Here is a 23,814-nt window from a genome sequence, read left to right as displayed (position 1 = left end):
GCTGCCAACGCTGTCGTGTCGTGACAGCGTTGTCAAGTGGATCGTGTCAGCCGAGCACCCAGCGCTGCGCCCCCGAGCCGTTGCACGTGTAGATCTGGAGCAGTCGACCGTCGGTGAACTGGCTGGAAGGCACGTCCAGGCACTTGCCGGACTGCGGGTTGCGAAGCGCCTGGGCCGACGCGTCGTACGCCCACTGCTGCGCGGCCGAGCCGTTGCAGTGGTACACCTGCACGGCCGTGCCGTTCGCGGTGCCCGAGCCGCGAACGTCCAGGCACGCCCCCAGCGCGCGGATCGTCCCGTCGCCACCCCGGGTCCACGTCTGCGCGTCGTTGGTCGAGCAGGTCGCGATCTGGACCTGGGTCGAGTCGGCGGGGTCCGCCCACGGGACGTCGACGCACAGGTCGTGCCCGGCCGAGGTGAGGTGGCCCGACCCGGTCGGCAGGGCGCTGCCCCCGTCCCCACCGTCCGTCGCGCCTCCCGCATCGGCGCCCAGTGCGGGCGCGGTGCCGCTCCGCGGGTCGAGCTGCAGGTAGCCCGCGGTGACGTCCGCCTCGTGCACGAGCGACTCCTGGTGCGTGACGTCGTCGAACGCGAACGCGTACGCCTTCCCGTCGACCATCTGCGCGTGGACCGCCTTCGCGTAGACGTTGGTCGGCGACGCCTGATAGAAGGCCCCGGAGTCCGTCACCGGGTGCCTGCCGGCGTGCGTCAGGACCGACCGGTTGAGGTCCGCGCACAACGTGCGGGTGATCACGCCACGCACGTCGTTCGGCGCGTCCAGCTCGCCCGCGCAGCCGAGCACCGACGCCGTCGACGGCTTCGCGACGACCGTGACCTCCGCGCCGCTCGCGTCCGTGACGTGCATCGACCCGTCACCCTGGACGCGGCCGGTGAACGTCGTGCCGGGCTGGTCCTCGTAGGGGGCGAAGACGAGGTCGTGGGACGTGTAGTAGCTCCAGGCGTCGCCGATCTCGCTGTCGAGCAAGGTGCCGGGCAGCCCGTAGTTGAGGGCGTGTCCGGGGTTGAGCACGCGCAGCACGTTCCAGCCGCTGCGGACGATGCTCGCGCCCCAGCCGGCTGCATCGACGGCGTCGACGACGTGCTGGAACCCGTCCGGCTTCAGCCGGCCCTCGCTGTGGATCGTGCCCGAGCCGTCCTTGGCGCCGACCTGGAAGGGCGACCCGAACATGTCGACCTGGGTGCTGTTGAGCCACAGCCCGCTCGAGTCGAACGTGAGCTCCGACCAGTTGTAGTCGGTCCCGTTGTTCGGGTCCCCGGGGTTGTCGAGCGAAGGTTGGACGAGCTTCGAGCTCAGGACCTTGGACAGCTGGAGCGGCTGGCCGTACGAGAAGTAGATGCGCCCGGACATGCCCTCCGGGAGGGTGATCGTCTTCGACTGCCCGTCCGCCGGGCCTGCGATGCGGACGCCGGAGTCGTCGATCGGGACGGGCACGGAGCCGGCGTCGCCCCACGGCGTGAAGTGTCCCGAGGAGTCGAACCAGCCGTCGACGTCGGGCGCGGAGAGCTGGTGCCCGAGCACGTAGACGTAGACCGCGTCCGAGCGGCCCGAGTCGTTGGTGATGGTGAACGGGATGGAGGACGGGACCGCGTGGGCCGCGCCGGCCGCGGCGACCACCGCCCCCGTCATGGCCAGGATCCCTGCGGCCACCGAGGCCGTGAGTCGTCCGGTGTGCACGTGCTGTCTCCTTCTCGACGGTGAGAACCGAGCCTTGCGTGTGCGACAACGCTGTCGGCGCACGGCCGTCGCGTCAAGCACCCGGGGGGATCTACGGGAATTCCCGTACGCACGCCAGTCCCGGCCGTCAGGAGTGCGGGCTTCCCTCATAGCACGGCGCAGCGCCCGACGTTTACGTTTTGTTCACCCTGCTCACAGACTCGGCCGCCCCGGGGAAGTGCGACCGACTCACAGAACTCGAGGACGAGATAGATGAAGCTCACCCTCCGGCGACACGCCGTCGCCACCGCCCTCGTGGCGGCAACCGCTCTGACGGGATCCCTGCTCGCAGCGACTCCCGCCGCCCAGGCGGCCACGACCAGCACGACGGTCTCGCCGTCCGACACGCCCGACAACCCGATCAACGGGTTCCGCAACGTCGGCTACTTCGCCCAGTGGGGCATCTACGGCCGCAACTACCAGGTCGGCGACATCGAGAAGGCCGGCAACGCGAGCAAGCTCAACGTCATCAACTACGCCTTCGCGAACATCAGCCAGGACGGCCAGTGCTTCGAGGCCAACAAGGCCGTCGGCACCGGCGGGACCGCCGACGACGGCGTCGGTTCCGGCGACGCCTACGCCGACTACGGCAAGTCGTACGACGCCGCGACCTCGGTCAGCGGCACGGCGGACGCGTGGGACCAGCCGCTCGCGGGCAACTTCAACCAGCTCAAGGAGCTCAAGGCCAAGAACCCGAACCTCAAGGTCGTGCTCTCGATCGGAGGGTGGAGCTACTCGAAGTTCTGGTCCAAGGTCGCCGCGAGCGACGCGTCGCGCAAGAAGTTCGTCTCGTCGTGCGTCGACATGTTCCTCAAGGGCAACCTTCCCGTCATCGACGGGCGCGGCGGCACCGGTGCGGGCGCCGGCGTCTTCGACGGCTTCGACATCGACTGGGAGTGGCCGGGTACCAACAACGGCCTGACCGGGAACATCGTCGACCCCGCGAACGACGGCAAGAACTTCGTCCTGCTCGCCAAGGAGTTCCGCTCCCAGCTCGACGCGCTCACGACCACGACGGGCGAGAAGTACATCCTCTCCGCCTTCGCCCCGGCCAACCCCGAGGACATCACGACCGGCCACTGGAACGACCCTGAGCTCTTCAAGGCCATGGACTACGTCAACGTCCAGGGCTACGACCTGTGGGGCGCGTGGAACCCGACGCTCGACGGTCACCAGATCAACCTCTACGACGACCCGGCCGACCCGCGCGACGCCGACCAGCAGTTCAGCGCGGACAAGGCGATCTCGCTGTACACGAGCGCGGGCATCAACCCCGCGCAGCTCGGGCTCGGCATGGCGATGTACGGGCGCGGCTGGACGGGCGTGAAGTCGTCCACCCCGTGGTCCGCGGCGACCGGCGCCGCGCACGGCACGTACGAGGACGGCATCGAGGACTACGACAAGATCAAGAGCGTCGGCACCGGCTCGTACGACGCGACGGTCGGCGCCGCCTGGCGTTACGACGGCACGAACTGGTGGAGCCTCGACACCGCGCAGACCGTCGCCCAGAAGGCGGACTACATCCGCAAGAAGGGTCTCGGCGGAGGCATGTGGTGGGAGCTCGACGGCGACCGTGACGGCGACCTGCTCACCGCGCTGATGTCGAAGCTGGGCACGGGCGCCGCGGGGCCGCTCACCGGGAGCGGCACGACGCAGCCCACGAGCCCGACGACGACGGCGCCGACCACCACCGCTCCGACCACGACTGCGCCGACCACCACGGCGCCCACGACGACGGCACCGACCACCACGGCGCCGACGACGCCTGCGACCTGCTCGGTCGCAGCCTGGTCGGCTTCGACGGTCTACACGGGTGGCCAGAAGGTCTCCTACCAGGGCAAGACCTACACCGCGAAGTGGTGGACGCAGAACGAGACCCCAGGCGCCTCGGAGTGGGGCCCGTGGAACCTCACCGGCACCTGCTGACCTCTGCCTGACGACGACGGCGGCGCCCCCGGTCACCGGGGACGCCGCCGTCGTTCGTGGTGCCTCGGGATCAGCGGGCCAGCCGCGCCTCGGCCGCGGCCAGGAGGACGCAGGTCGCGACGCCGTCCATCGCCTCGCGCAGCTCCTCGACGGGCGGGAAGCTCGGCGCCAGGCGGATGTTGCGGTCGCGCGGGTCGTCGCCGTGCGGGTACGCGGACCCGGCCGGGGTCAGCGCGATCCCGGCGTCCTTGGCGAGCGCGACGACGCGACGCGCCGTCCCCTCGACGACGTCCAGGTCCACGAAGTACCCGCCGAGCGGCTTGCTCCAGGTCGCGACGCCACGACCGCCGAGCCGCTCCTCGAGGATCTCCTCCACCGCCGCGAACTTGGGGGCGAGGATGTCCCGGTGCCGCCGCATGAGCGCGCGCACGCCCTCGGCGTCCTCGAAGAACCGGGCGTGCCGGAGCTGGTTGAGCTTGTCGGGGCCGATCGACCCGTACGCGAGGTGCTTCAGGTACCAGGCGACGGTCCCGGCCGACCCGGCGAGGAACGCCACGCCTGCACCGGCGAAGGTGATCTTCGACGACGACGCGAACACCACGAACCGGTCCGGGTGCCCGCTCCCGGCGGCCAGCCCGAGGATGTCGACGGCCTTGGCCTCGTCCTCGGTCAGGTGGTGCACCGCGTAGGCGTTGTCCCACATCACCGTGAAGTCGGGGGCCGCCGCCGGCATGGCCGCGAGCCGCGCCGCGACCTCGAGCGTCGTGGTGTCACCCGTCGGGTTGGCGTACGTCGGCACGAGCCACATGCCCTTGACGGTCGGGTCGGTGGCCACGAGCCGCTCGATCGCGTCCACGTCGGGTCCGGTCTCCGTCATGTCGACGGTGATCATCTCGATGCCGAGCGCCTCGAGCATCGCGAAGTGCCGGTCGTAGCCCGGCACCGGGCACACGAACCGGACGACGTCCTCGCGCCCCCACGGCCGCGGCGAGGCGTCACGCCCGTGGAGCAGGGCGTACGTCAGGACGTCGCGCATCATCGTGAGGCTCGACGCCCCGCCGGCGACGAGCTGCGCCGTCGGGATCCCGAGCAGCTCGGACCAGATCGCCCGCAGCTCGGGCAGGCCCGCGAGCCCGCCGTAGTTGCGGCAGTCCGTCCCGTCGGCGGCGCGGAACTCACCCTCGCCCGGCAGCGCGAGCAACGCGTTCGAGAGATCGAGCTGCTCGGCCGACGGCTTGCCGCGCGTCAGGTCGAGCTTGAGCCCGCGGGCCTGCAGCTCCCCGTACTGCGCCGCGAGGCGCTCGTGGAGTGCCGCGAGCGCCGCGGGGTCGAGGGCGTCGAGCGTGGTCATGCGTCCATCCTGTCTCGGGCTGGGTTGTCGTCCGGTCGACCTCGCGCCAGGGCTCGCGACCGCTCAGGCGATCCCCGCGGCGCGCTCCGCCGCGGCGACGACGTTGCTGAGGAGCATCGCGCGCGTCATCGGCCCGACGCCACCCGGGTTGGGCGACAGCCAGCCCGCGACCTCGGCGACCCCGGGGTCGACGTCGCCCGCGAGCCTCGCCCGGCCCGACGGCGCGGTGCCGACGCGCGTCACGCCGACGTCGAGCACCGCGGCGCCCGGCTTGACCCACTCGGGCTTCACCAGGTGCGGCACCCCGACGGCGGCCACGACGACGTCCGCGCGCCGCACCTCGGCTGCGAGGTCGCGCGTGCGCGAGTGGGTGAGCGTGACGGTCGCGTCGACGCCCTTGCGCGTCAGGAGCAGCCCGAGCGGACGCCCGACCGTGAGGCCTCGCCCGATCACGACGACGTGCTTTCCCGCGACCGTCACGTCGTGCCGCCGGAGCAGCTCGAGGCAGCCCGCCGGCGTGCACGGCAGCGGCGTGGTGATCTCGCCGTCGACGCCGAGCACGAGCTCGCCGAGGTTGGCGGGGTGCAGCCCGTCGACGTCCTTGGCCGGGTCGACCGCGACGAGCGCGGCGTGCTCGTCCATGCCCGCGGGCAGCGGGAGCTGGACGATGTAGCCGGTCACGGCCGGGTCGGCGTTGAGGCGCTGGATGGCCGCATGGACCTCGCCCTCGCTCGCGTCGGCCGGGAGGTCGACGCGGATCGACTCGACACCGATCTCCGCCGAGTCGCGGTGCTTGCCGCCCACGTAGCTGTGCGAGCCCGGGTCGTCGCCCACGAGGAGCGTCCCCAGCCCCGGCACGACGCCGCGCTCGCGCAGCGCGGCGACCCGGACCCGCAGCTCGTCCTTGATGGCCGCCGCCGTCGCGGTGCCGTCGAGTCGCTGCGCGGTCACTGGTGCAGCCCCGGGTACAGCGGGAACTGGGCGGTGAGCGCGTCCACGCGCTTCTTGAGACCCTCGACGTCGGACGACGCGCCGTCGCGCAGGGCGGTCGCGATGATGTCGGCGACCTCGGTGAACTCGGCGTCGCCGAACCCGCGGGTCGCGAGCGCCGGCGTGCCGATCCGCAGGCCGGAGGTGACGCGCGGGGGGCGCGGGTCGAACGGCACGGCGTTGCGGTTCACGGTGATGCCGACGTCGTGCAGGAGGTCCTCGGCCTGCTGGCCGTCGAGCGCGCTGTGGCGCAGGTCGACGAGCACGAGGTGGACGTCGGTGCCGCCGGTCAGGACGGACACGCCCTGGTCGGCGACGTCGGCCGCGCCGAGGCGCTCGGCGATGAGCTGCGCGCCGCGGAGCGTGCGCTCCTGGCGGTCCTTGAAGCCCTCGCTCGCGGCGACCTTGAAGGACACGGCCTTGGCGGCCACGACGTGCATGAGGGGTCCGCCCTGCTGGCCCGGGAAGACCGCGGAGTCGATCTTCTTGGCGAACTCCTCCTTGGACAGGATGAAGCCGGAGCGGGGGCCACCGATGGTCTTGTGCACGGTCGACGAGACGACGTCGGCGTAGGGCACGGGGCTCGGGTGCAGCCCGGCGGCGACCAGGCCGGCGAAGTGCGCCATGTCGACCCAGAGCTTCGCGCCGACCTCGTCGGCGATCTCGCGGAACGCCGCGAAGTCGAGGTGGCGCGGGTACGCCGACCAGCCGCCGATGATGACGTCGGGGCGGTGCTCGAGCGCGGCCTCGCGGACCTTGTCCATGTCGACGCGGTACGTCTGCGGGTCCACGCCGTACGCGGCGACGTCGTAGAGCTTGCCCGAGAAGTTGATCTTCATGCCGTGCGTGAGGTGGCCGCCGTGCGCGAGCTCGAGGCCCAGGATCTTGTCGCCCGCGTTGATCAGGGCGTGCAGGACGGCGGCGTTGGCCGTGGCGCCCGAGTGCGGCTGGACGTTCGCGTGCTCGGCGCCGAAGAGGGCCTTGGCGCGGGCGATCGCGAGGTTCTCCGCGATGTCGACCTGCTCGCAGCCCCCGTAGTAGCGGCGACCGGGGTAGCCCTCGGCGTACTTGTTCGTGAGGACGGAGCCCTGGGCCTGCAGGACGGCGCGCGGAACGAAGTTCTCGGACGCGATCATCTCGAGGGTGTCGCGCTGACGGGCGAGCTCGCCGTCGAGGACCGCCGCGATCTCGGGGTCGAGCTCGGCGAGGGGCTGGTTGAGGACGTCATTCGAGGTGGAGTCGGGCTGGGCGCTCATGCTTCTCCCTGTCGGGGCCGGTGTCCCGCGCGACTCGCGTCGGCGGAACGGAGGTCGGAGACCGGGGCCCAGGCGAACGACCCGTGTTGCGTCGGTCAGAAAGCATGTCGCTCCCCGGTGGTGATCCACCTGATGCGCCAGTCGCGACGCCGCTCATGCTATCGCACGGGCCGCCGGAGAGAGTCGGAGGACGATGGGCACCGCCCCCGAGGGTGAGACCGTGCCGCTACAGTGAGCGCGTGAACACAAAGCGGGCGACACCGGGGTCGCAGGCTTCGCTTCGTGAATCCAACCGGGCGAGGCTGGTCGAAGCCGTCAAGCACCACGGCGGGCTCACCCAGGTCGAGCTCGCCGGGGCGACGGGCCTGTCCCCCGCGAGCGTGTCCAACATCGTCAAGGAGCTCGTCGCGGCGGGCGTGCTCGCGACGTCCACGACGACGCGCAGCGGACGCCGCGCCCAGTACGTGACCCTGGCGCGGACGGTCGGGCTCGTGGCCGGCGTGCACTTCGGCACCCGGCACCTGCACGTGGCCATCGCCGACGCGACGGGGCTGGTCCTCGCCGACCAGCGCATGCCGCTCGCGTCCGACCACCGCGCCGACGCCGGGCTCGACCGCCTGGCGCTGCTGCTCGCGGACATGGTCGACGCGCTCGACGCGTCGCTCGAGGAGCTGCTCGCCGTCGGGCTCGGGATCCCGGCCCCGTTCGACAGCGAGACCGGACAGGTCACCTCGCCCGGGATGCTGCGGGGCTGGGGCGGCGTGGACGTGGCTCACGTGATGTCGCGGCGCATCGCGACGCCCGTGTTCGTCGACAACGACGCCAACCTCGGAGCCCTGGCCGAGCTGCGCCAGGGCGCCGCGCGCGGCGCGCAGAACGCCGTCTACGTCTCGGTGTCGCACCGGATCGGCGCCGGGCTGGTGCTGGGGGGCGAGGTCTACCGCGGTGCGATCGGCACGGCGGGCGAGATCGGCCACGTCACGATCGACGAGAACGGCCCGATCTGCCGCTGCGGCAACCGTGGCTGCCTCGAGACGTTCGCGGGCGCGCACCACCTGCTCGAGATGCTGCGGGGCAGCCACGGCGCGCTCACGCTGCGTGACGTCATCCGCCTCGCCCTCGACGACGACGCCGGCTGTCGGCGCGTGATCAGCGACGCGGGGCGTCACATCGGGGTCGCGCTCGCCAACCTCTGCAATCTCCTGAACCCCCAGCGGGTGGTGATCGGGGGCGAGCTCGCGACCGCGGGCGAGCTGCTCCTCGGGCCGGTCCGCGACGCCGTCGCGCGCTGCGCCCTGCCCTCCACGGCCGAGGCCGTGGAGATCGTGCCGTCCGAGCTGGGAGGCGAGGCCGAGCTCCGCGGAGCGGTCGCCCTCGCGATCGATCACGCCGCTGTCCAGGTACTGGCACAGACACCGTTGTCATGAGACAGTCTGGTACCAGGTCCGAGTGACCTGGATCACCGTAACCAAACCGTTGTCTTCAAGACTTGACGACAAGACGCCTGGACGAGTTGACTCGTCCTCGACCGCCAAAGCAGGCGGACACCTACTCGGAGGTGCCTCAATGAAGAACGTCACCACCAGGGCTGTGACGATGGCCGCCATGCTCGCCCTCGCGGGTGGAGCACTTGCGGCCTGCAGCTCCAACGACGACAACAACTCTGGCGACTCGGGCAACACGAGCTCGTCCGACAACGGCGGCAGCAAGAGCGGCAAGATCGCGCTCCTGCTCCCCGAGTCCAAGACGGCGCGCTACGAGGCGCAGGACAAGCCGCTGTTCACGGCGAAGGTCAAGGAGCTCGCTCCCAACGCCACCGTCCTCTACTCGAACGCCGACCAGGACGCTTCGAAGCAGCAGCAGCAGGCCGAGGCCGCCCTCTCGCAGGGCGCCGACGTCCTCGTGCTCGACCCGGTCGACGGCAAGGCCGCGGCCAGCATCGTGAACGAGGCCAAGCAGCAGAACGTCCCCGTCGTGGCGTACGACCGCCTGATCGACGGCGGTCAGATCTCCTACTACGTGACGTTCGACAACGAGCAGGTCGGCGTCGAGCAGGGCAAGGCCCTCGTCGCGGCCCTTCAGAAGTCCGACCCGGACAAGAAGGGCGGGATCATCATGATCAACGGCTCGCCCACCGACAACAACGCCACGCTCTTCAAGAAGGGCGCGCACTCGGTCCTCGACGACAGCGGCTACAAGATCCTCGCCGAGTACGACACCCCGGACTGGAGCCCCGACAAGGCGCAGTCCTGGATGGAGAGCCAGGTCACCAAGTTCTCCGGCCAGATCTCCGGCGTGTACGCCGCCAACGACGGCACCGCCGGCGGCGCGATCGCGGCCATGAAGGGCGCGAACGTCTCCCCGTGGCCGCCCGTCACCGGCCAGGACGCGGAGCTCGCCGCGGTCCAGCGCATCGTCGCCGGCCAGCAGTACATGACGATCTACAAGTCCTACAAGCAGGAGGCCGAGAACGCCGCCCAGGCCGCCGTGGACCTGCTGAACGACAAGACCCCGACCGGTCAGTCCGACCCGACCGACGGCGTCCCGACCACGCTCCTGCCCGTGCAGGCCGTGACCGTCGACAAGATCAAGGACTCGATCATCAAGGACGGGTTCTACACCGTCGACCAGATCTGCACCTCCGACTACGCGTCGGCGTGCGCCAAGGCCGGCCTGAAGTAACACCCCCCGGCACGGACGGCGGTCGGCGTCGCACGAGCGGCGCCGACCGTACCCGTGTCTCTCAGCATCCAGGGAAGGAGCACCGGTGACCCAGACGACGGAAGCACCGGCAGCAGCCACGACGAAGCAGAGCCCCGTGCTCTCGCTGCGCGGCATCACCAAGAGATTCGGTGCCGTGCAGGCGCTGACCGACATCGACCTCGACGTGTACGAGGGCGAGGTCGTCGCCCTCGTCGGAGACAACGGTGCAGGCAAGTCGACGCTCGTCAAGGTCATGGCCGGCGTCCACCCGCAGGACGAAGGCACCATCACGTTCGACGGGCGCACGGTCCACATCGGCTCCCCCGCCGAGTCGCGCGACCTCGGCATCGCGACCGTGTTCCAGGACCTCGCGCTCTGCGACAACCTCGACGTCGTGGCCAACCTGTTCCTCGGCCACGAGAAGACCACGGGCGGCACGCTCGACGAGGTCGGCATGGAGAAGGAGTCGTGGGAGCTGCTCCGCCAGCTCTCCGCGAAGATCCCGTCGGTGCGGATCGCCGTCGCCTCGCTCTCGGGCGGTCAGCGGCAGACCGTCGCGATCGCGCGCTCGCTCCTCGGCGACCCGAAGGTCGTGATCCTCGACGAGCCGACCGCGGCGCTCGGCGTCGCGCAGACCGCCGAGGTGCTCAACCTCGTCGAGCGGCTGCGGGACCGTGGCCACGGCGTGATCCTCATCAGCCACAACATGGCAGACGTGCAGGCCGTCGCCGACCGCGTCGTCGTGCTGCGGCTGGGCCGCAACAACGGCGAGTTCACGATCGCGGACACGTCGTACGAGGACATCATCGCGGCCATCACCGGCGCGACCGACAACGCCGTGACCAAGCGGGCGGCGTCCAAGCTCACCGTCCAGGTCGAGGCTCTCGAGGACGCGCCCGCGGATTCCGCCGCGGCTGCGCCGGCCGCCCAGGACGAGGCGAGCACCGAGGGAGAGAACCGATGACCACCACCCCCACCAAGGAGGCGGCGACCGCGTCGGTCGCGGCCGACCTCCAGGACGAGCGGCTCCTCCAGGCCCACGGCGTCGGCGGGCGGTTCCGTGCGGAGCTGTCCCGGATCCGCACCGGCGACCTCGGCTCCCTGCCGGTCGCCGTCGGGCTCGTCGTGATCTGGATCGTCTTCCAGTCGCTCAACTCGAACTTCCTGTCCCCGAACAACCTCGTCAACCTGCTGCTGCAGTCCGCGGCTATCGGCACGATCGCCGTCGGCATCGTGCTCGTGCTGCTGCTCGGCGAGATCGACCTGTCCGTGGGCTCGGTCAGCGGCGTCGCCGCGGCGGTCCTCGCAGTCGGGTTCGTCAACAAGGGCTGGCCGCTCGGCGTCGCGATCCTCCTCGCCGTGCTCGCGGGCACCGTGATCGGGCTCTTCTACGGCGTGCTCTACACCCGCTTCGGCGTCCCGAGCTTCGTCATCACGCTCGCCGGTCTGCTCGGCTTCCTCGGCCTTCAGCTGTGGGTGCTCGGCAAGGACGGGTCGATCAACATCGACTTCAACTCCTGGATCGTCCGCTTCTGCCAGCAGATGTTCGTCAGCCCCGCCGTGTCCTACGGGATCGTCGTGGTCGTCGCCCTCGTCTATGCGGGCGCCGCGCTCCAGCGCCGCCGCCAGCGCAGCGTCGCCGGCCTGTCAGCGATGTCGCTCGCCGAGATCGTCGTGCGGTCCGCGCTCCTCGCCGTCGTGCTGGGCGTCGTCGTCTGGTACCTCAACAGCGGCGAGGGCCGCGACAAGGGTCGCGGCATCGGCTACATGGTCGTGCTCTTCGTCGCGATCGTCGTCGTGATGAACCTCGTCCTGCGTCGCTCCCGCTGGGGCCGCTCGGTCTACGCGGTCGGTGGCAACGAGGAGGCCGCGCGTCGTGCCGGCATCAAGGTCAACCGCGTGTACGTCACCGTGTTCGCACTCTGCTCGACGTTCGCGGCCGTCGGTGGTGTGCTCGCCGCCGGGCGCCTCGCCTCCGCCAACCAGGCCAGCGGCGGCGCCGACACCAACCTCAACGCCATCGCGGCCGCCGTCATCGGCGGCACCAGCCTCTTCGGCGGTCGTGGTTCTGCGTACTCCGCGCTCCTCGGCATCCTCGTCATCCAGTCGATCTCGAGCGGCCTCTCGTTGCTCAGCCTCGACTCGTCCGTGCGCTACATGATCACGGGCGCCGTCCTGCTGATCGCCGTGATCGTCGACTCGATCTCGCGGCGGTCGCGCCAGTCGGCCGGTCGCGCCTGACCGGAGGCACCGTCAGGCTGCTCGCCGGACGCGACGACGCCCCTCGTCCCACCCTCACGGGTCGGGACGAGGGGCGTCGTCGTCGGTTCGCGTCCCGGGCGCGTCAGTGCGCCGACCGGGCCTGAGCCTCGCCGAGGATCCGGCGCAGGTAGGTGAAGGTCAGGTCACCGGCCGACTTGTCGTACTGCTCCTCGTAGCCCTGCCGCTGGTACAGCGCGAGGTTCTGCAGGGAGTCCTTGCCCGTGAAGACCCAGATCTCCTTGGTCTCGTCCGGCAGGTACGGCAGCACCGCCCACATCAGCTGCGTCCCGATGCCGTGGCCCTGCTGGTCGGGCGCGACCGCGAGCCGCCCGAGCGTCGCCTTCTGCCCCTCGATCTCGACGCGCACCGAGCCCACGAGCCGGTGGCCCTCCCACGCGCCGATCGTCGTCACGTCGTCGCGCGCCAGGTCCTCACGCAGCTCGTGGAGCGTCTGCGTGAGGGGCGGGATGTTCGGGTCGCCGTACTGCTGGGCCTCCGTGACGAACGCGGCACGCCTCAACGTGAGCAGCTCGCCGGCGTTCGCGTCGTCGACGAGGTCGATCCGGATCTGCGTCTCGCTCATGGTCCTATCGTCGCAGAGAACGACGGGCCCGCGCGTACCCTGAGCGGGTGCATCTGGCGAACGACCCCGCAGCTCCGGCCACCCCCGAGTGGGTGCTCACCCTGTCGTGCCCCGACCGGCCCGGCATCGTCCACGCCGTCTCCGGCGTGATCGCCGGGCTCGGCGGGAACATCACGGAGTCCCAGCAGTTCGGGTCCCCCGTGACGGGCCGGTTCTACATGCGCGTCCAGGTCGCCCTCCCCGGCACGCCCGACGACGGCGCAGACGCCCTGCGCGACGCGCTCGCCCGCGTGGTCGCGGAGTTCGACCTGACGTGGGACCTCGACCGCGTCGGTCGCGCCGTGCCGACCGTCATCATGGTCAGCAAGGAGGCGCACTGCCTCAACGACCTGCTGTTCCGGCAGCGTGCGGGCGACCTCCCGCTCGACGTCGTCGCCGTCGTCGGGAACCACCCGGACCTCGCCGGGCTCGCGACGTTCTACGGGGTCCCGTTCCACCACGTGCCCGTGACCCGCGACACGAAGCCCGAGGCCGAGGCCGAGCTGCTCCGCATCGTCGAGAGCACCGGCGCCGAGCTCGTGGTCCTCGCCCGCTACATGCAGATCCTCTCGGACGAGCTCTGCGTGCGCCTGGCCGGGCACGTCATCAACATCCACCACTCGTTCCTGCCGAGCTTCAAGGGCGCCCGGCCCTACCACCAGGCGTTCGAGCGCGGCGTCAAGCTGATCGGTGCGACGTCGCACTACGTGACCGGCGACCTCGACGAGGGCCCGATCATCGAGCAGGAGGTCGAGCGAGTCGACCACACGCGCAACCCGGCGGAGCTCGTGGCGCTGGGCCAGGACGTCGAGCGCCGGACGCTCGCGCGGGCAGTGCGGTGGCACGCGGAGCACCGGGTGCTGCTCGACGGGCTGCGCACGGTCGTCTTCCGCTGACCCATCCCCGCGAGGTATGCCGGCGGCCGTACTACCTCGCGGTCAGGGGGCGGTCAGCAGCACCCCGAGACGGGCCGCCAGGTCGGCCTCCGTCAGACCGGCCGCGGACGCGTCGACCTCGAGGAGCTTGTCGCGCGAGGTCGCTCCCGAGACCAGGGTGACCGCGCGCCGTCGGACGCCGAGGGCGTCGGCCACAGCCTCGAGCGCGGCCTTCGTCGCCTTGCCGTCGACCGCGCGGGCCGCCACGGCAACGACCAGGCGACCGTCGTCGCCGTAGCTGCCGCCGACGCGCGTGCGCGAGGCGCCCGGCCGGACCCGGACCGGCACACGCACGGTCACGACGCGGCCCGGTCGGCCTCGCCCCGCAGGACGCAGAACTCGTTCCCCTCGGGGTCAGCGAGGACGGCCCAGCCCAGGCCTGTCCCGGGCTCACGGCGGTCGGCGACGACCGACGCGCCGATCCCGATCAGGCGCTCGACCTCCGCGTCGCGCGTGCCCTCGCGCGGGCGCAGGTCGAGGTGCAGGCGGTTCTTGACCGACTTCGCCTCCGGGACCTCGATGAACAGGAGCCGGTGGCCGGTCGCGGGGTCGAGGATCAGGCACTCCTCGTGGCCGGGGGCGTTCGGGTCGTCGTCGAGGTCGACGTATCCGAGGACCTGCTTCCACCACTCCGAGAGCGCGTAGGCGTCGCGGCAGTCGACGGTCGTGTGCGAGACGAAGGAGGTCATCCCGTCACGCTAGCCGAGCACGGGATCTCGGCCCGCCGACGACGGGAAGGATCAGACGAGGACGCCCTCGTGCTCGAGCAGCCACACCTTGCGCTCGAGCCCGCCCGCGTACCCGGTGAGCGCGCCGTTCGCGCCGACGACCCGGTGGCACGGCACGACGACGCCCAGCGGGTTGCGCCCGACCGCCCCGCCGACGGCCCGTGCCGCGCTGGGCGGGAGGCCGAGGTCGGCGGCGATCGTCCCGTACGTCGTGGTGACGCCGAACGGGATCTCCCGCAGGCGCAGCCAGACGGCCCGCTGGAAGTCGGAGCCGCGTGGCGAGAGCTCGACGTCGAACGTCGTGCGCTCCCCCGCGAAGTACTCGCGCAGCTCCCGGACCGCGCCGGCGAAGACGGGGTCACCGGCGGGCACCTCGTCGCCGAGCCGCGTGTCCGGCGGCAGGTGCCGCTGGTCCGTCATGTAGAGGGCGGCGAGGCGGCCGTCGTCGGCCACCAGCGTCAGCGGCCCGAGCGGGCTGTCGATCACGGTGTGCACGGTGCTGGTGGTGCGGACGCTCATGCTGCGTCCCCTTCCTGGATCGATGCGTGGTGGTCGGTGGGCATGCGGTTGACGGCGTGGTCGCCCGTCGCCCACAGGTGCTGGACGGCGTACGCGCGCCACGGGCGCCAGGTCTCGGCCCGGGCCGTCAGGGCGGCGGGCGAGGTGGGCAGGCCGAGGCCGCCGGCCGCGCCGCGGACGCCCAGGTCGCCGGGGACGAACGCGTCGGGGTCGCCGAGGGCACGCATCGCGACGATCTCGACGGTCCACGGGCCGATCCCCCGGACCTCGCCGAGCCGGGCGCGCGCCCGCTCCCAGTCGGCGCCCGCCCCGAGGTCGAGCTCGCCCGAGGCGAGCAGGCGCGCGACGGAGAGGAGCGTCTCGCGCCGGGACGCGGGCATCGCGAGCGCCGCGCCGAGGGCGAGCGACGTCGCCTCGGACGGGTCGTCGGCGGCGCGCACGAGCCGGTCCGCCGCGGGGAAGACGTGCGTGAGCCCGCCCTCCGGGTCGACGAGACCGTCGCCGAGAGCGCGGACGAGGCGCGCCGCGTGAGTCCGGGCGGCAGCCGTCGAGACCTGCTGGCCCAGCACCGCGCGCAGCGCGAACGCGTCCGGGTCGAGCGTGCGTGGCACCCGCCTGCCGGGCGCCGCCGCGACGAGCGGGGCGAGGACGGTGTCGGCGGCGAGCGCCGTGTCCACGGCCTCGGGGTCCGCGTCGAGGTCGAGCGCACGCCGGCAGCGTCCGATCGCCGCTGCGAGGTCGCGCAGGTCGGCGAGGTGGAGTCGGGCCTCGACGTGCCCGTCGTGCGGCGCGAGCGCCACGATCGCCGGGCCGTGCGGCAGCGCGACCGTCGACCGGTACGCACCGTCCCGCCACTCCTCGACGCCCGGGACCGCGGTCGCGACGAGGTGCCCGAACAGGTTGTCCGGGGTGAGCGGCCGGCGGTACGGCAGGCGGACCGTGATCGTGGTCCAGACGGCGTCGCCCCCAGCGGCGCCGACCACCGGCTCCCCCGGTTCCCCCGCGCCCGGGCGAGCCGGTCGGCCGGGGCGAGGGACGTCGTCGGGCACGACCGCTCGGCCGCGACGGATACCGTCCTTCGCCCGACGGCGCAGGTCGCCCGGGGTGAGCGCGTACACCTCCTGGACGGTCTCGTTGAAGGTGCGGAGGCTGCCGAACCCGGCGGCGAAGGCGACGTCCGCGAGCGGGAGGTCCGTGCCCTCCGCGAGCAGGCGGGCGGTCTGGGCGCGCTGCGCGCGGGCGAGCTGGAGGGGCCCGGCGCCGAGCTCGGCGGCGAGGTGGCGCTGGACCTGCCGCGGCGAGTAGCCGAGGCGGTGGGCGAGACCGGGCACGCCCTCGCGGTCCACGACGCCGTCGCCGATGAGGCGCATCGCCCTCCCGACGACGTCGGCCCGGACGTCCCACTCGGGCGAGCCGGGCGTGGTGTCGGGGCGGCAGCGCTTGCACGCGCGGTAGCCGGCGCGCTGGGCGGCGGCGGCCGTCGGGTAGAAGGTCATGTTCCGGGCCTGCGGGGTCGGTGCCGGGCAGCTCGGCCGGCAGTAGATGCGCGTGGTGCGCACGGCCGTGAAGAACTGGCCGTCGAAGCGTGCGTCACGGCTCGCGACGGCCCGCACACAGAGCTCGGTGTCGGGGACCATGCGTCCATCATGCGCGGTCCCGCCGACGGATACTCGCGACTTTCGGACACCGCTGCGCGTCACCCGGGCGCCGTAGCGCCATCCACCACCGCCACAGCGGCTCAGGACCGGGTCCGTCTCCGCAGCACCCGTCCCGGTATGCCGGGTACCCCGGCGGCTCGCACCGGTCGCCGCGGCGCTGGGTGTCGCTACACCGCGGCGCTCAGACCAGGCCGAGCGCCCGGACGGCTTCGCGTTCCGCCTCGAGCTCCGCGACGGACGCGTCGATCCGCGCCCGAGACAGCTCGGACAGCTCCAGGCCCTCGACGACGCTCCACCGGGCGACGTCGGGGCCGAGGGCGGGACCGCCGTCGGAGATCACGGGGAACGAGCAGACCAGCCCCTCGGGGACCCCGTACTCCCCCTGCGAGACCAGGCCCGCGCTCGTCCAGTCGCCGACCGGCGTCCCGCGCACCCAGTCGTGCGTGTGCTCGAGCGCCGCGTTCGCGGCCGACGCGACCGACGAGCCGCCACGCACCTCGATCACGGCCGCCCCGCGCTGAGCGACGGTCGGGACAAAGGTCTCCGTGAGCCAGCCGGCGCCGTCCTCCGGTACCTCGAGCACCTCGGGGGCGGGCCGGTCGTCGACGGTCGCGTGGAAGACGTCCGGGTACTGGGTCGCCGAGTGGTTGCCCCAGATCGTGACGCGGCGGACCTGCGACACGGGCACCTCGGCGCGCTTCGCGACCTGGGTGAGGGCGCGGTTGTGGTCGAGACGGGTCATCGCGGTGAACCGTTCGGCGGGGACGTCGGGCGCAGCGGCCCGCGTGATGAGGGCGTTGGTGTTGGCCGGGTTCCCGACGACCAGGACGCGCACGTCGTCGGCGGCACCCGCGTTGATCGCGGCCCCCTGCGGGCCGAAGATCGCGCCGTTCGCCTCGAGGAGGTCGCTGCGCTCCATGCCCGGGCCGCGCGGACGGGCGCCGACGAGCAGGGCCAGGTTGGCGCCGTCGAACGCGATCCGGGCGTCCGTGGTCACGTCGACCCCGCGGAGGAGCGGGAACGCGCCGTCGTCGAGCTCCATGGCCACGCCTTCGGCCGACCGCACGGCCTGGGGCACCTCGAGCAGCTTGAGCCGGACCGGCACGTCAGGACCGAGCATGTCACCGGCGGCGATCCGGAAGAGCAGCGCGTAGCCGATCTGGCCCGCCGCGCCGGTGACCGTGACGGTGACGGGAGCGGCGTTCGCGGGGATGGCGGACATGAGCCCACTGTGTCAGGCGCAGGTGCGCCCGGCACCCGGAGACGTCACCCGACGAGCGTGCTGACGATCACACCGGCGGAGCCCGCGTCGGCGTCGTCGCCCGAGCGCACCGCACGCCACACGTTGCCTCTCCCGCCGACGACGAGGCCGCCCTGCCCGACGACGAGCACCGTGTCCTCGTCGATGGCGACACCGCCGGCCAGCAGCCCGGACTCCACGGCCGCGACCAGCCGCGAGAGGTTGCCCCACTGGGCGGCGTGGACGTCGACCGTCACGTCGACGAGGCCGAGCCCCGGGACGACGGTGACGTCGTCGAGGTCCTCGGCGTTGTCCTCCGCGCAGACCTCGACGCCGCCGATCCGCCAGCCGCCGATCAACGCCTGGTCGGGCGCGATCATGGCGCCCGCCGAGAAGCCGAGGTACGGCGCTCCCGCGACGACGTGCGCGCGGATCGCGTCGGCGTGCGGCGCGACGGCGTCCAGGTAGGCGGGCGTGAGCCCTCCCCCGACGACGATGCCGTCGACCGGGTCGCCCTCGGGCGCGAGCGCCGAGCCCGGCAGGGGCTCGCCCTCGGCGACGGCGACCGGCACCACGGTGACGTCCACGCCGACCGCGTCCCCCGCGGCCCGCAGCACGGCGGCGAACTTGCCGACGTGGTCGTCCTGGTCGCCGTCGCGCACCGCGACCACGACGACGCGCGCCGACCGGGCGCCTCGGACGGTCGCCCGCTCCCCGGCCTCCTCGACGAACCGCCCGAACACGTCGGGCTCGACACCGGCCGACCAGCCACCGCCCACGAGATGCACGCTCATCCCCCGAGCCTACGGGCCGCGCCTGCGCTGCGCCGTCGTCGGCGGCGACGTCAAGAACGCCGAGTGCGACGTCGCGTTCGCCGAGTGCGACGCTCGTCCACCGGCCCCCGGCCGTCGTCTGTGGACGAACGCCACACTCGGCGATTCTCGCGTCACACTCGGCGAACCCCCCCCGTCGCACTCGGCGAAGGTGAGACGGACGCCGTGCGACCGGAGCGTCAGCGTCCGACGCTGAACGACGAGACCCGCACGGGTGCGTCGAACACGAGGTACACGTCCCTCCTCCCGGACGCCCCGCGCAGGGATGCGGTCACGTCCGCGTAGGTGTACTTGTCCCCGGTGCTCGGCACGTCGGCGGTCCCGACGACGCGGCCGGTCGGCGAGCCGAGTCGAACCTGCACGTGCGCGGTGCCGACGTCGACGCGCGCGACCTTCACGCGGAGCGTGCGTGCACCCCGCCCGAGGTCGGCGTCCTTGTACGCCACCCACGACCCGGCAGCCTGCGCCTCGACCGAGGTGCCGGCCGCCTTGGACGTGTCGACGAGCGTGGTGCCGTGCTGCGCGTCGTAGTTCTGCGCCTCGGTGCTGCGCGCGAGGTCGCGGGCAGGGATGCGCTCGCCCTGGACGTGCACGACGCTCCTGGCCCGGACGTCCTGCGACGAGGACCCGACGAGCACGTCGTAGGCGCTGGTCTCGACGACCCACCTCCCCCGCGTGACGTCCCAGTGCCGGAGGTCCTGGACGGGGACACGGAGCGTGACGTGCGCCGTCCTGCCGGCCTTGACGTGGACGCGCTGGAAGGCGCGGAGCTGGCGCACCGCGGTGGTGTCGCGGGACGTCCGCTGGTGCGTGTACAGCTGGACGACCTCGTCGCCGTCGCGCCGCCCGGTGTTGGTGACGTCGACGCTCACGCGGACGGTGCCGTCCTCGGACAGGGAGCGGTCCGCGACCCGCAGGTGCGAGTACCGGAACGACGTGTACGAGAGCCCGTACCCGAACGGGTAGAGCGGGGCGGACGACCTCGTGTAGAGCGCCTTGTCGAACAGGTACGTCTGGCCGGACGTGATGATGTCGTAGTCGTTGAGGTCGGCGGGCAGCGTGTCCTGCGACGCGGGCCACGTCTGGGTGAGCCGGCCGGCGGGGTTGACGTCGCCGAAGAGCACGTCGGCGACGGCGTGCCCGGTCTCCTGCCCGGCGTGCGTGGTCCACAGGATCGCCGGGACGTCCTTCTGGAGCTTCCCGATGGTCTGCGGGTACGACGACTCCAGCACCACGACGGTGTTCGGGTTGGCCTTGCGCACGGCCTCGACGAGCGCCTCCTGGCCCGCGGCGAGGCCGAGGTCGGTCCGGTCGTGGGCCTCGCGCCCGTTGATGAACGGCATGGTCCCGACGACGACGACCGCGGCGTCCGCGCCCTTGGCCGCCTGCACGGCGGCGTCCGTCCCGCTCGTGACGACGCCGCGCGAGAACTCGGTGGCCTGGTCGGCCGTGGCCGCGCCGAGGACGAGCATGCCGTTGCTGTCGAGCGTGACGTACGGGGTGGTGTGCGAGGGCGCCCAGGTCTCGGACGACTCGTAGCCCGCGTACCTGAGGACGACGTTGCCGTCGGGCCGGTCCTCGAGCTTGAAGAGCTGCTGGACGTACCAGCCGTTCGGCTGGTCCTGGTCGTTCGCGAAGCCGGACCAGTTGAAGCCGACGGTCTTGCCGTTGGCCGCGCTGCGGAGCGTGACGACGCCGTCGCCCCAGTCGAAGACGTCGAACTGGGCGGTCGCGCCGGCCGTGGCGGACGTGGCGGCGAGGTTGGCGCCCTTGGTGTCGGCGCCGCCCACGACGTACTTGCCGGTCGCCGCGTCGCGCAGCGTGATCCGGTCGACGCCCTCGGTGCTGCGGACGTCGGCGCCCTTGCCGAGACGCTCGGTGATGCCGTCGAGCGGCGTCACCGAGTAGGGCTGCTTGCCGCCGTACCAGTCGGTGTAGAGCGTGTCGGCGAGCGGCCCGACGACGGCGACCCTCTTCGTCTTCTTCGCGTCGAGCGGCAGGGTCTGCTTCGCGTTCTTGAGGAGCACCTGCGCCTCGTCGGCCGTGGTGCGCGCGAGCGCACGGTTCGCGGTCGTGTCGATCGCGGACGACGTGATGTCCGCGTACGGGCCGCCGTCGGGGTCGAACTCGCCGAGCCTGAACCGGATCGACAGCGCGTCGGAGGCTGCCTTGTCGACGTCCGCCTGCGTCAGCAGACCCTGAGTCAGTGCCTGCTTGACCGCGGTGATCGTCGGCTGGGGGTCGTTGTCGTTGACCGTCATGGTGTCGAGGCCGGCCTTGATCAGCGCGGCGTCGGCCTCGGCCTGCGTCGCGTAGTACTGCTCGGAGCCCGTGAGGTTCGTCGGGGCGGCGGCGTCGGACACGTTGAACAGCGGCTTGTCCGTCCACGACCGCACGACGTCGTTCAGGCTCGGGTCCACCGTGGCCGGGCGCCCGTTGACCAGGTTGTACGACGCCATGACGCCCGTCGCCGCGTCGTTCTTGATGGCCGGCTCGAACGCCTGCTCGTCGTACTCGTGCAGCACCCGCGGGGGCACCACCGACGACGACGTGTCCCGGTTCGTCTCGTTGTTGTACGCCAGGTAGTGCTTCAGGGTGGGTGCGGTCTTGAGGTAGAAGGGGTCGTCGCCCTCCATGCCCTTGCCGTAGGCGGTCGAGATGGCGCCGGTGAGCGTCGGGTCCTCCGAGTAGCCCTCCTCGTTGCGGCCCCAGCGCGGGTCGCGCAGCAGGTTCACCACGGGTGCCCACAGGTTGAGTCCCCACAGGGCCGGGTCCTCGGAGTTGTACCCGCGCGCCTCGTTCCCGACGACGCCGCCCACCCGGCGGATCAGGTCCGTGTCCCAGGTGCTCGCGAGCCCCACGGCCTGCGGGAACGTCGTGGCGGTCGCGGTGTGCACGGCGCCGTCGTCGGGCGAGGTGGTCCAGGCGAGCCCGTGCACCGCCTCGGTGCCGGCGCGCCACTGCCCGATGCCGAGCCGCGGCACGGGGAGCGGGAACTGGTGGAGCAGCGAGATCTCCTCGTCCTGCGTGAGCCGGGACAGGAGGTCCTTCGTCCTCACGTCGAGCGAGAGCTTCGGGTTGCGGAACGGCATGGCGTCGAGCTCGGCCCGGGTGGGCGAGGCGTCGTCCGACGCGGTCGGCACGCCCGTGAGCGTGCGGGTCGCGGCGTCCGCGACGGGCGTGAGCCCGACGAGCGCGAACGCGGTGGCACCGACGAGCCCGCGCAGGGCCCAGCGATGTGCAGTCGTCCTGGTTCTCATGGTTCCCCTCGGTCCGGGCCGACCCACGATGGTCGGCCGCGACGGCAGGCGCCGGGCGCCTCGAGCCGGGGGCGGCGCCGTCGTCGGCGTCTGCCGGTGCAACCTCGCACCGGTCCCCGCCGTCGCGACCGGCGGACCTCTGAGCGAACGGATCATCGAAGCGCTTCGACGATGGGTCCGTTCTCGACCCTAGGAGAAGCCTGAGTTTGGTGTCAACGGTTGAACTATCAAGGACCTCGTGACGGGCACGGAAACGCCCGAGGGGCGAGCGCGCGGACGACAGGCCGCGCACTCGCCCCTCGGGCGGGACGTACTCGGATCAGGCCAGACGGGCCTTGAGGTTCTCGTCGAGCGTGGCGAGGAACTCCTCGGTCGTCTGCCAGGCCTGGTCAGGGCCGACGAGGAGCGCGAGGTCCTTCGTCATCTTGCCCGACTCGACCGTCTTCACGACGACGTCCTCGAGCGTCTCGGCGAACTCCACGACGGCCGGGGTGCCGTCGAGCTTGCCACGGTGCTTGAGCCCACCGGTCCAGGCGAAGATCGACGCGATCGGGTTGGTCGACGTCGGCTTGCCCTGCTGGTGCTGGCGGTAGTGCCGCGTGACGGTGCCGTGCGCCGCCTCGGCCTCGACGGTCTTGCCGTCGGGCGTCATGAGGACCGACGTCATGAGGCCGAGCGAGCCGAAGCCCTGCGCGACGGTGTCGGACTGGACGTCACCGTCGTAGTTCTTGCAGGCCCAGACGTAGCCGCCCTCCCACTTCATGGCGGAGGCGACCATGTCGTCGATGAGGCGGTGCTCGTAGGTGAGGCCGGCGGCCTCGAAGTCCGCCTTGAACTCGGTGTCGAAGATCTCCTGGAACAGGTCCTTGAACTGGCCGTCGTAGGCCTTGAGGATCGTGTTCTTGGTCGAGAGGTAGACCGGGTAGTTCCGCTGCAGGCCGTACGCGAACGACGCCCGCGCGAAGTCACGGATGGAGTCGTTGAAGTTGTACATCCCCATGGCGACGCCGCCACCCTCGGGGTACGTGACGACCTGCTGGTGGATCGGCTCCGAGCCGTCCTCGGGCGTGTAGGTCAGCGTCAGCGTGCCCGCGCCGGGGACCTTGAAGTTGGTGGCGCGGTACTGGTCGCCGAACGCGTGGCGGCCGATGATGATCGGCTTGTTCCAGCCCGGGACCAGGCGCGGGATGTTCGAGATGATGATCGGCTCACGGAACACGACACCGCCGAGGATGTTGCGGATCGTGCCGTTGGGCGAGACCCACATCTTCTTGAGGCCGAACTCCTCGACACGGGCCTCGTCGGGGGTGATCGTGGCGCACTTGACGCCGACGTGGTGCTCCTTGATCGCGTTCGCGGCGTCGATCGTGACCTGGTCATCGGTCGCGTCGCGGTTCTGGATCGACAGGTCGTAGTACTTGAGGTCCACGTCGAGGTAGGGGTGGATGAGGCGGTCCTTGATGAACTGCCAGATGATGCGGGTCATCTCGTCGCCGTCGAGCTCGACGACCGGACCTTCGACCTTGATCTTCGCCATGCGCGGGTCACTCCCGGGGTATGAGCCTGGATTGCTGGGCCCGTGGCCCGGGCGCCGGTGGCGGGACGTCGTTCGTGCCGCACGTCGGCGCCCGCACTGCGCGGGCCGGCCCGCGATCGCGGGCACCGCGACCCAGATTACTTGATGTCAAGAGACTTCGGCACGGGGCGCCGTCGGGCGGGCCGCGGACGGGCGCCACAGGAAGGCCCGTTTCCCAGGAGAAACACACGCTCGCACGGGAAGATCTGCGGGTTTGCGG

Annotated in this window: 19 protein-coding genes and 1 riboswitch; of the genes, 6 read left to right on the top strand and 13 right to left on the bottom strand. The window is 71.8% G+C overall.

Translation table 11 applies throughout. The features are described from left to right. Window positions 1-46: 46 nt before the first annotated feature. The gene (locus KDY119_RS04760) at window positions 47-1,696 is read right to left on the bottom strand and encodes a beta-1,3-glucanase family protein (protein WP_036952281.1); all 1,650 of its coding nucleotides are present in this window, start codon (window positions 1,694-1,696) and stop codon (window positions 47-49) included. A gap of 252 nt (window positions 1,697-1,948) precedes the next feature. Between KDY119_RS04760 and KDY119_RS04755 the strand changes: the two genes are divergently transcribed. Beyond that, complete coding sequence (locus KDY119_RS04755) at window positions 1,949-3,661, top strand: glycosyl hydrolase family 18 protein (RefSeq protein WP_036952282.1); 1,713 nt, start codon at window positions 1,949-1,951, stop codon at window positions 3,659-3,661. A 70-nt stretch (window positions 3,662-3,731) separates the two neighbouring features. Here the strand turns inward: KDY119_RS04755 and KDY119_RS04750 are convergent, their stop codons facing one another. From KDY119_RS04750 to glyA, 3 genes are all read right to left on the bottom strand, one after another. Beyond that, window positions 3,732-5,012: an aminotransferase class I/II-fold pyridoxal phosphate-dependent enzyme gene (locus KDY119_RS04750; RefSeq protein ID WP_036952285.1), complete on the bottom strand. Its 1,281-nt coding sequence runs from the start codon at window positions 5,010-5,012 to the stop codon at window positions 3,732-3,734. Between the two features lie 63 nt (window positions 5,013-5,075). Then, window positions 5,076-5,963 (bottom strand): bifunctional methylenetetrahydrofolate dehydrogenase/methenyltetrahydrofolate cyclohydrolase, encoded by an 888-nt coding sequence (locus KDY119_RS04745; RefSeq protein ID WP_153022003.1) that lies wholly within the window; start codon window positions 5,961-5,963, stop codon window positions 5,076-5,078. Continuing rightward, on the bottom strand, window positions 5,960-7,258 hold the full coding sequence (gene glyA, locus KDY119_RS04740; protein ID WP_036952288.1) for a serine hydroxymethyltransferase: 1,299 nt from the start codon (window positions 7,256-7,258) through the stop codon (window positions 5,960-5,962). Before glyA ends, KDY119_RS04745 begins: the two co-directional genes overlap by 4 nt. 59 nt (window positions 7,259-7,317) lie before the next feature. Further along, a riboswitch (ZMP/ZTP riboswitch) is annotated at window positions 7,318-7,413 on the bottom strand. 84 nt (window positions 7,414-7,497) lie between these two features. Here glyA and KDY119_RS04735 point away from each other — a divergent pair. From KDY119_RS04735 to KDY119_RS04720, 4 genes are all read left to right on the top strand, one after another. After that, entirely contained in the window at window positions 7,498-8,685 is a 1,188-nt protein-coding gene (locus tag KDY119_RS04735; protein ID WP_153022002.1) for an ROK family transcriptional regulator, read from the top strand. A 139-nt stretch (window positions 8,686-8,824) separates the two neighbouring features. Further along, window positions 8,825-9,940 carry an ABC transporter substrate-binding protein gene (locus tag KDY119_RS04730; RefSeq protein WP_036952298.1) on the top strand — a complete coding sequence of 372 codons (1,116 nt, stop codon included), beginning with the start codon at window positions 8,825-8,827 and terminating at the stop codon, window positions 9,938-9,940. Between the two features lie 85 nt (window positions 9,941-10,025). Next, window positions 10,026-10,925 (top strand): ATP-binding cassette domain-containing protein, encoded by a 900-nt coding sequence (locus KDY119_RS04725; protein ID WP_227994523.1) that lies wholly within the window; start codon window positions 10,026-10,028, stop codon window positions 10,923-10,925. After that, window positions 10,922-12,202: a sugar ABC transporter permease gene (locus KDY119_RS04720; RefSeq protein ID WP_036952301.1), complete on the top strand. Its 1,281-nt coding sequence runs from the start codon at window positions 10,922-10,924 to the stop codon at window positions 12,200-12,202. The genes KDY119_RS04725 and KDY119_RS04720 overlap by 4 nt, the downstream gene beginning before the upstream one ends. 103 nt (window positions 12,203-12,305) lie before the next feature. Here KDY119_RS04720 and KDY119_RS04715 read toward each other — a convergent pair whose 3' ends face one another. Continuing rightward, on the bottom strand, window positions 12,306-12,806 hold the full coding sequence (locus KDY119_RS04715) for a GNAT family N-acetyltransferase (RefSeq protein ID WP_036952304.1): 501 nt from the start codon (window positions 12,804-12,806) through the stop codon (window positions 12,306-12,308). Between the two features lie 53 nt (window positions 12,807-12,859). On the opposite strand from KDY119_RS04715, the gene purU reads away from it, so the two are divergent. After that, window positions 12,860-13,741, top strand: coding sequence for a formyltetrahydrofolate deformylase (purU, locus tag KDY119_RS04710; protein ID WP_051136777.1), 882 nt, complete (start codon window positions 12,860-12,862; stop codon window positions 13,739-13,741). Window positions 13,742-13,783: 42 nt separating this feature from the next. On the opposite strand, the gene KDY119_RS04705 is transcribed toward purU, so the two are convergent. The 8 genes from KDY119_RS04705 to KDY119_RS04670 all read right to left on the bottom strand — a co-directional run bounded on the left by KDY119_RS04705 (window position 13,784) and on the right by KDY119_RS04670 (window position 23,555). Then, entirely contained in the window at window positions 13,784-14,080 is a 297-nt protein-coding gene (locus KDY119_RS04705; protein WP_227994522.1) for a DUF167 domain-containing protein, read from the bottom strand. After that, the gene (locus KDY119_RS04700) at window positions 14,077-14,469 is read right to left on the bottom strand and encodes a VOC family protein (protein ID WP_036952306.1); all 393 of its coding nucleotides are present in this window, start codon (window positions 14,467-14,469) and stop codon (window positions 14,077-14,079) included. Before KDY119_RS04700 ends, KDY119_RS04705 begins: the two co-directional genes overlap by 4 nt. Before the next feature lie 51 nt (window positions 14,470-14,520). Continuing rightward, window positions 14,521-15,027: a methylated-DNA--[protein]-cysteine S-methyltransferase gene (locus KDY119_RS04695; RefSeq protein ID WP_036952309.1), complete on the bottom strand. Its 507-nt coding sequence runs from the start codon at window positions 15,025-15,027 to the stop codon at window positions 14,521-14,523. Next, window positions 15,024-16,664, bottom strand: a complete 1,641-nt coding sequence (locus KDY119_RS04690) for an AlkA N-terminal domain-containing protein (RefSeq protein WP_153022001.1) — start codon at window positions 16,662-16,664, stop codon at window positions 15,024-15,026. Before KDY119_RS04690 ends, KDY119_RS04695 begins: the two co-directional genes overlap by 4 nt. A 202-nt stretch (window positions 16,665-16,866) precedes the next feature. Next, entirely contained in the window at window positions 16,867-17,907 is a 1,041-nt protein-coding gene (locus KDY119_RS04685) for a malate dehydrogenase (RefSeq protein WP_036952311.1), read from the bottom strand. A 44-nt stretch (window positions 17,908-17,951) separates the two neighbouring features. Further along, entirely contained in the window at window positions 17,952-18,719 is a 768-nt protein-coding gene (locus tag KDY119_RS04680; protein WP_036952314.1) for a Type 1 glutamine amidotransferase-like domain-containing protein, read from the bottom strand. 218 nt (window positions 18,720-18,937) lie between these two features. Continuing rightward, the gene (locus KDY119_RS04675) at window positions 18,938-22,018 is read right to left on the bottom strand and encodes a glycoside hydrolase family 3 protein (RefSeq protein WP_036952316.1); all 3,081 of its coding nucleotides are present in this window, start codon (window positions 22,016-22,018) and stop codon (window positions 18,938-18,940) included. A gap of 319 nt (window positions 22,019-22,337) precedes the next feature. Then, window positions 22,338-23,555, bottom strand: coding sequence for an NADP-dependent isocitrate dehydrogenase (locus tag KDY119_RS04670; RefSeq protein ID WP_153022000.1), 1,218 nt, complete (start codon window positions 23,553-23,555; stop codon window positions 22,338-22,340). Window positions 23,556-23,814 lie beyond the last annotated feature (259 nt).

It is taken from the genome of Luteimicrobium xylanilyticum, from assembly GCF_009429125.1.
In the GTDB taxonomy this organism is placed as follows: Bacteria; Actinomycetota; Actinomycetes; order Actinomycetales; family Cellulomonadaceae; genus Luteimicrobium; species Luteimicrobium xylanilyticum.
Note: the sequence above shows the minus strand (reverse complement) of the source record. Positions and strands in the feature narration are given on the sequence as shown.

Coding starts and splice junctions, on each gene's coding strand:
- KDY119_RS04755 (WP_036952282.1), top strand. CDS start 1,949: ATGAAGCTCACCCTCCGGCGACACGCCGTCGCCACCGCCCTCGTGGCG.
- KDY119_RS04750 (WP_036952285.1), bottom strand. CDS start 5,012: ATGACCACGCTCGACGCCCTCGACCCCGCGGCGCTCGCGGCACTCCAC.
- glyA (WP_036952288.1), bottom strand. CDS start 7,258: ATGAGCGCCCAGCCCGACTCCACCTCGAATGACGTCCTCAACCAGCCC.
- KDY119_RS04730 (WP_036952298.1), top strand. CDS start 8,825: ATGAAGAACGTCACCACCAGGGCTGTGACGATGGCCGCCATGCTCGCC.
- KDY119_RS04720 (WP_036952301.1), top strand. CDS start 10,922: ATGACCACCACCCCCACCAAGGAGGCGGCGACCGCGTCGGTCGCGGCC.
- KDY119_RS04715 (WP_036952304.1), bottom strand. CDS start 12,806: ATGAGCGAGACGCAGATCCGGATCGACCTCGTCGACGACGCGAACGCC.
- KDY119_RS04700 (WP_036952306.1), bottom strand. CDS start 14,469: ATGACCTCCTTCGTCTCGCACACGACCGTCGACTGCCGCGACGCCTAC.
- KDY119_RS04695 (WP_036952309.1), bottom strand. CDS start 15,027: ATGAGCGTCCGCACCACCAGCACCGTGCACACCGTGATCGACAGCCCG.
- KDY119_RS04690 (WP_153022001.1), bottom strand. CDS start 16,664: ATGGTCCCCGACACCGAGCTCTGTGTGCGGGCCGTCGCGAGCCGTGAC.
- KDY119_RS04685 (WP_036952311.1), bottom strand. CDS start 17,907: ATGTCCGCCATCCCCGCGAACGCCGCTCCCGTCACCGTCACGGTCACC.
- KDY119_RS04680 (WP_036952314.1), bottom strand. CDS start 18,719: ATGAGCGTGCATCTCGTGGGCGGTGGCTGGTCGGCCGGTGTCGAGCCC.
- KDY119_RS04675 (WP_036952316.1), bottom strand. CDS start 22,018: ATGAGAACCAGGACGACTGCACATCGCTGGGCCCTGCGCGGGCTCGTC.
- KDY119_RS04670 (WP_153022000.1), bottom strand. CDS start 23,555: ATGGCGAAGATCAAGGTCGAAGGTCCGGTCGTCGAGCTCGACGGCGAC.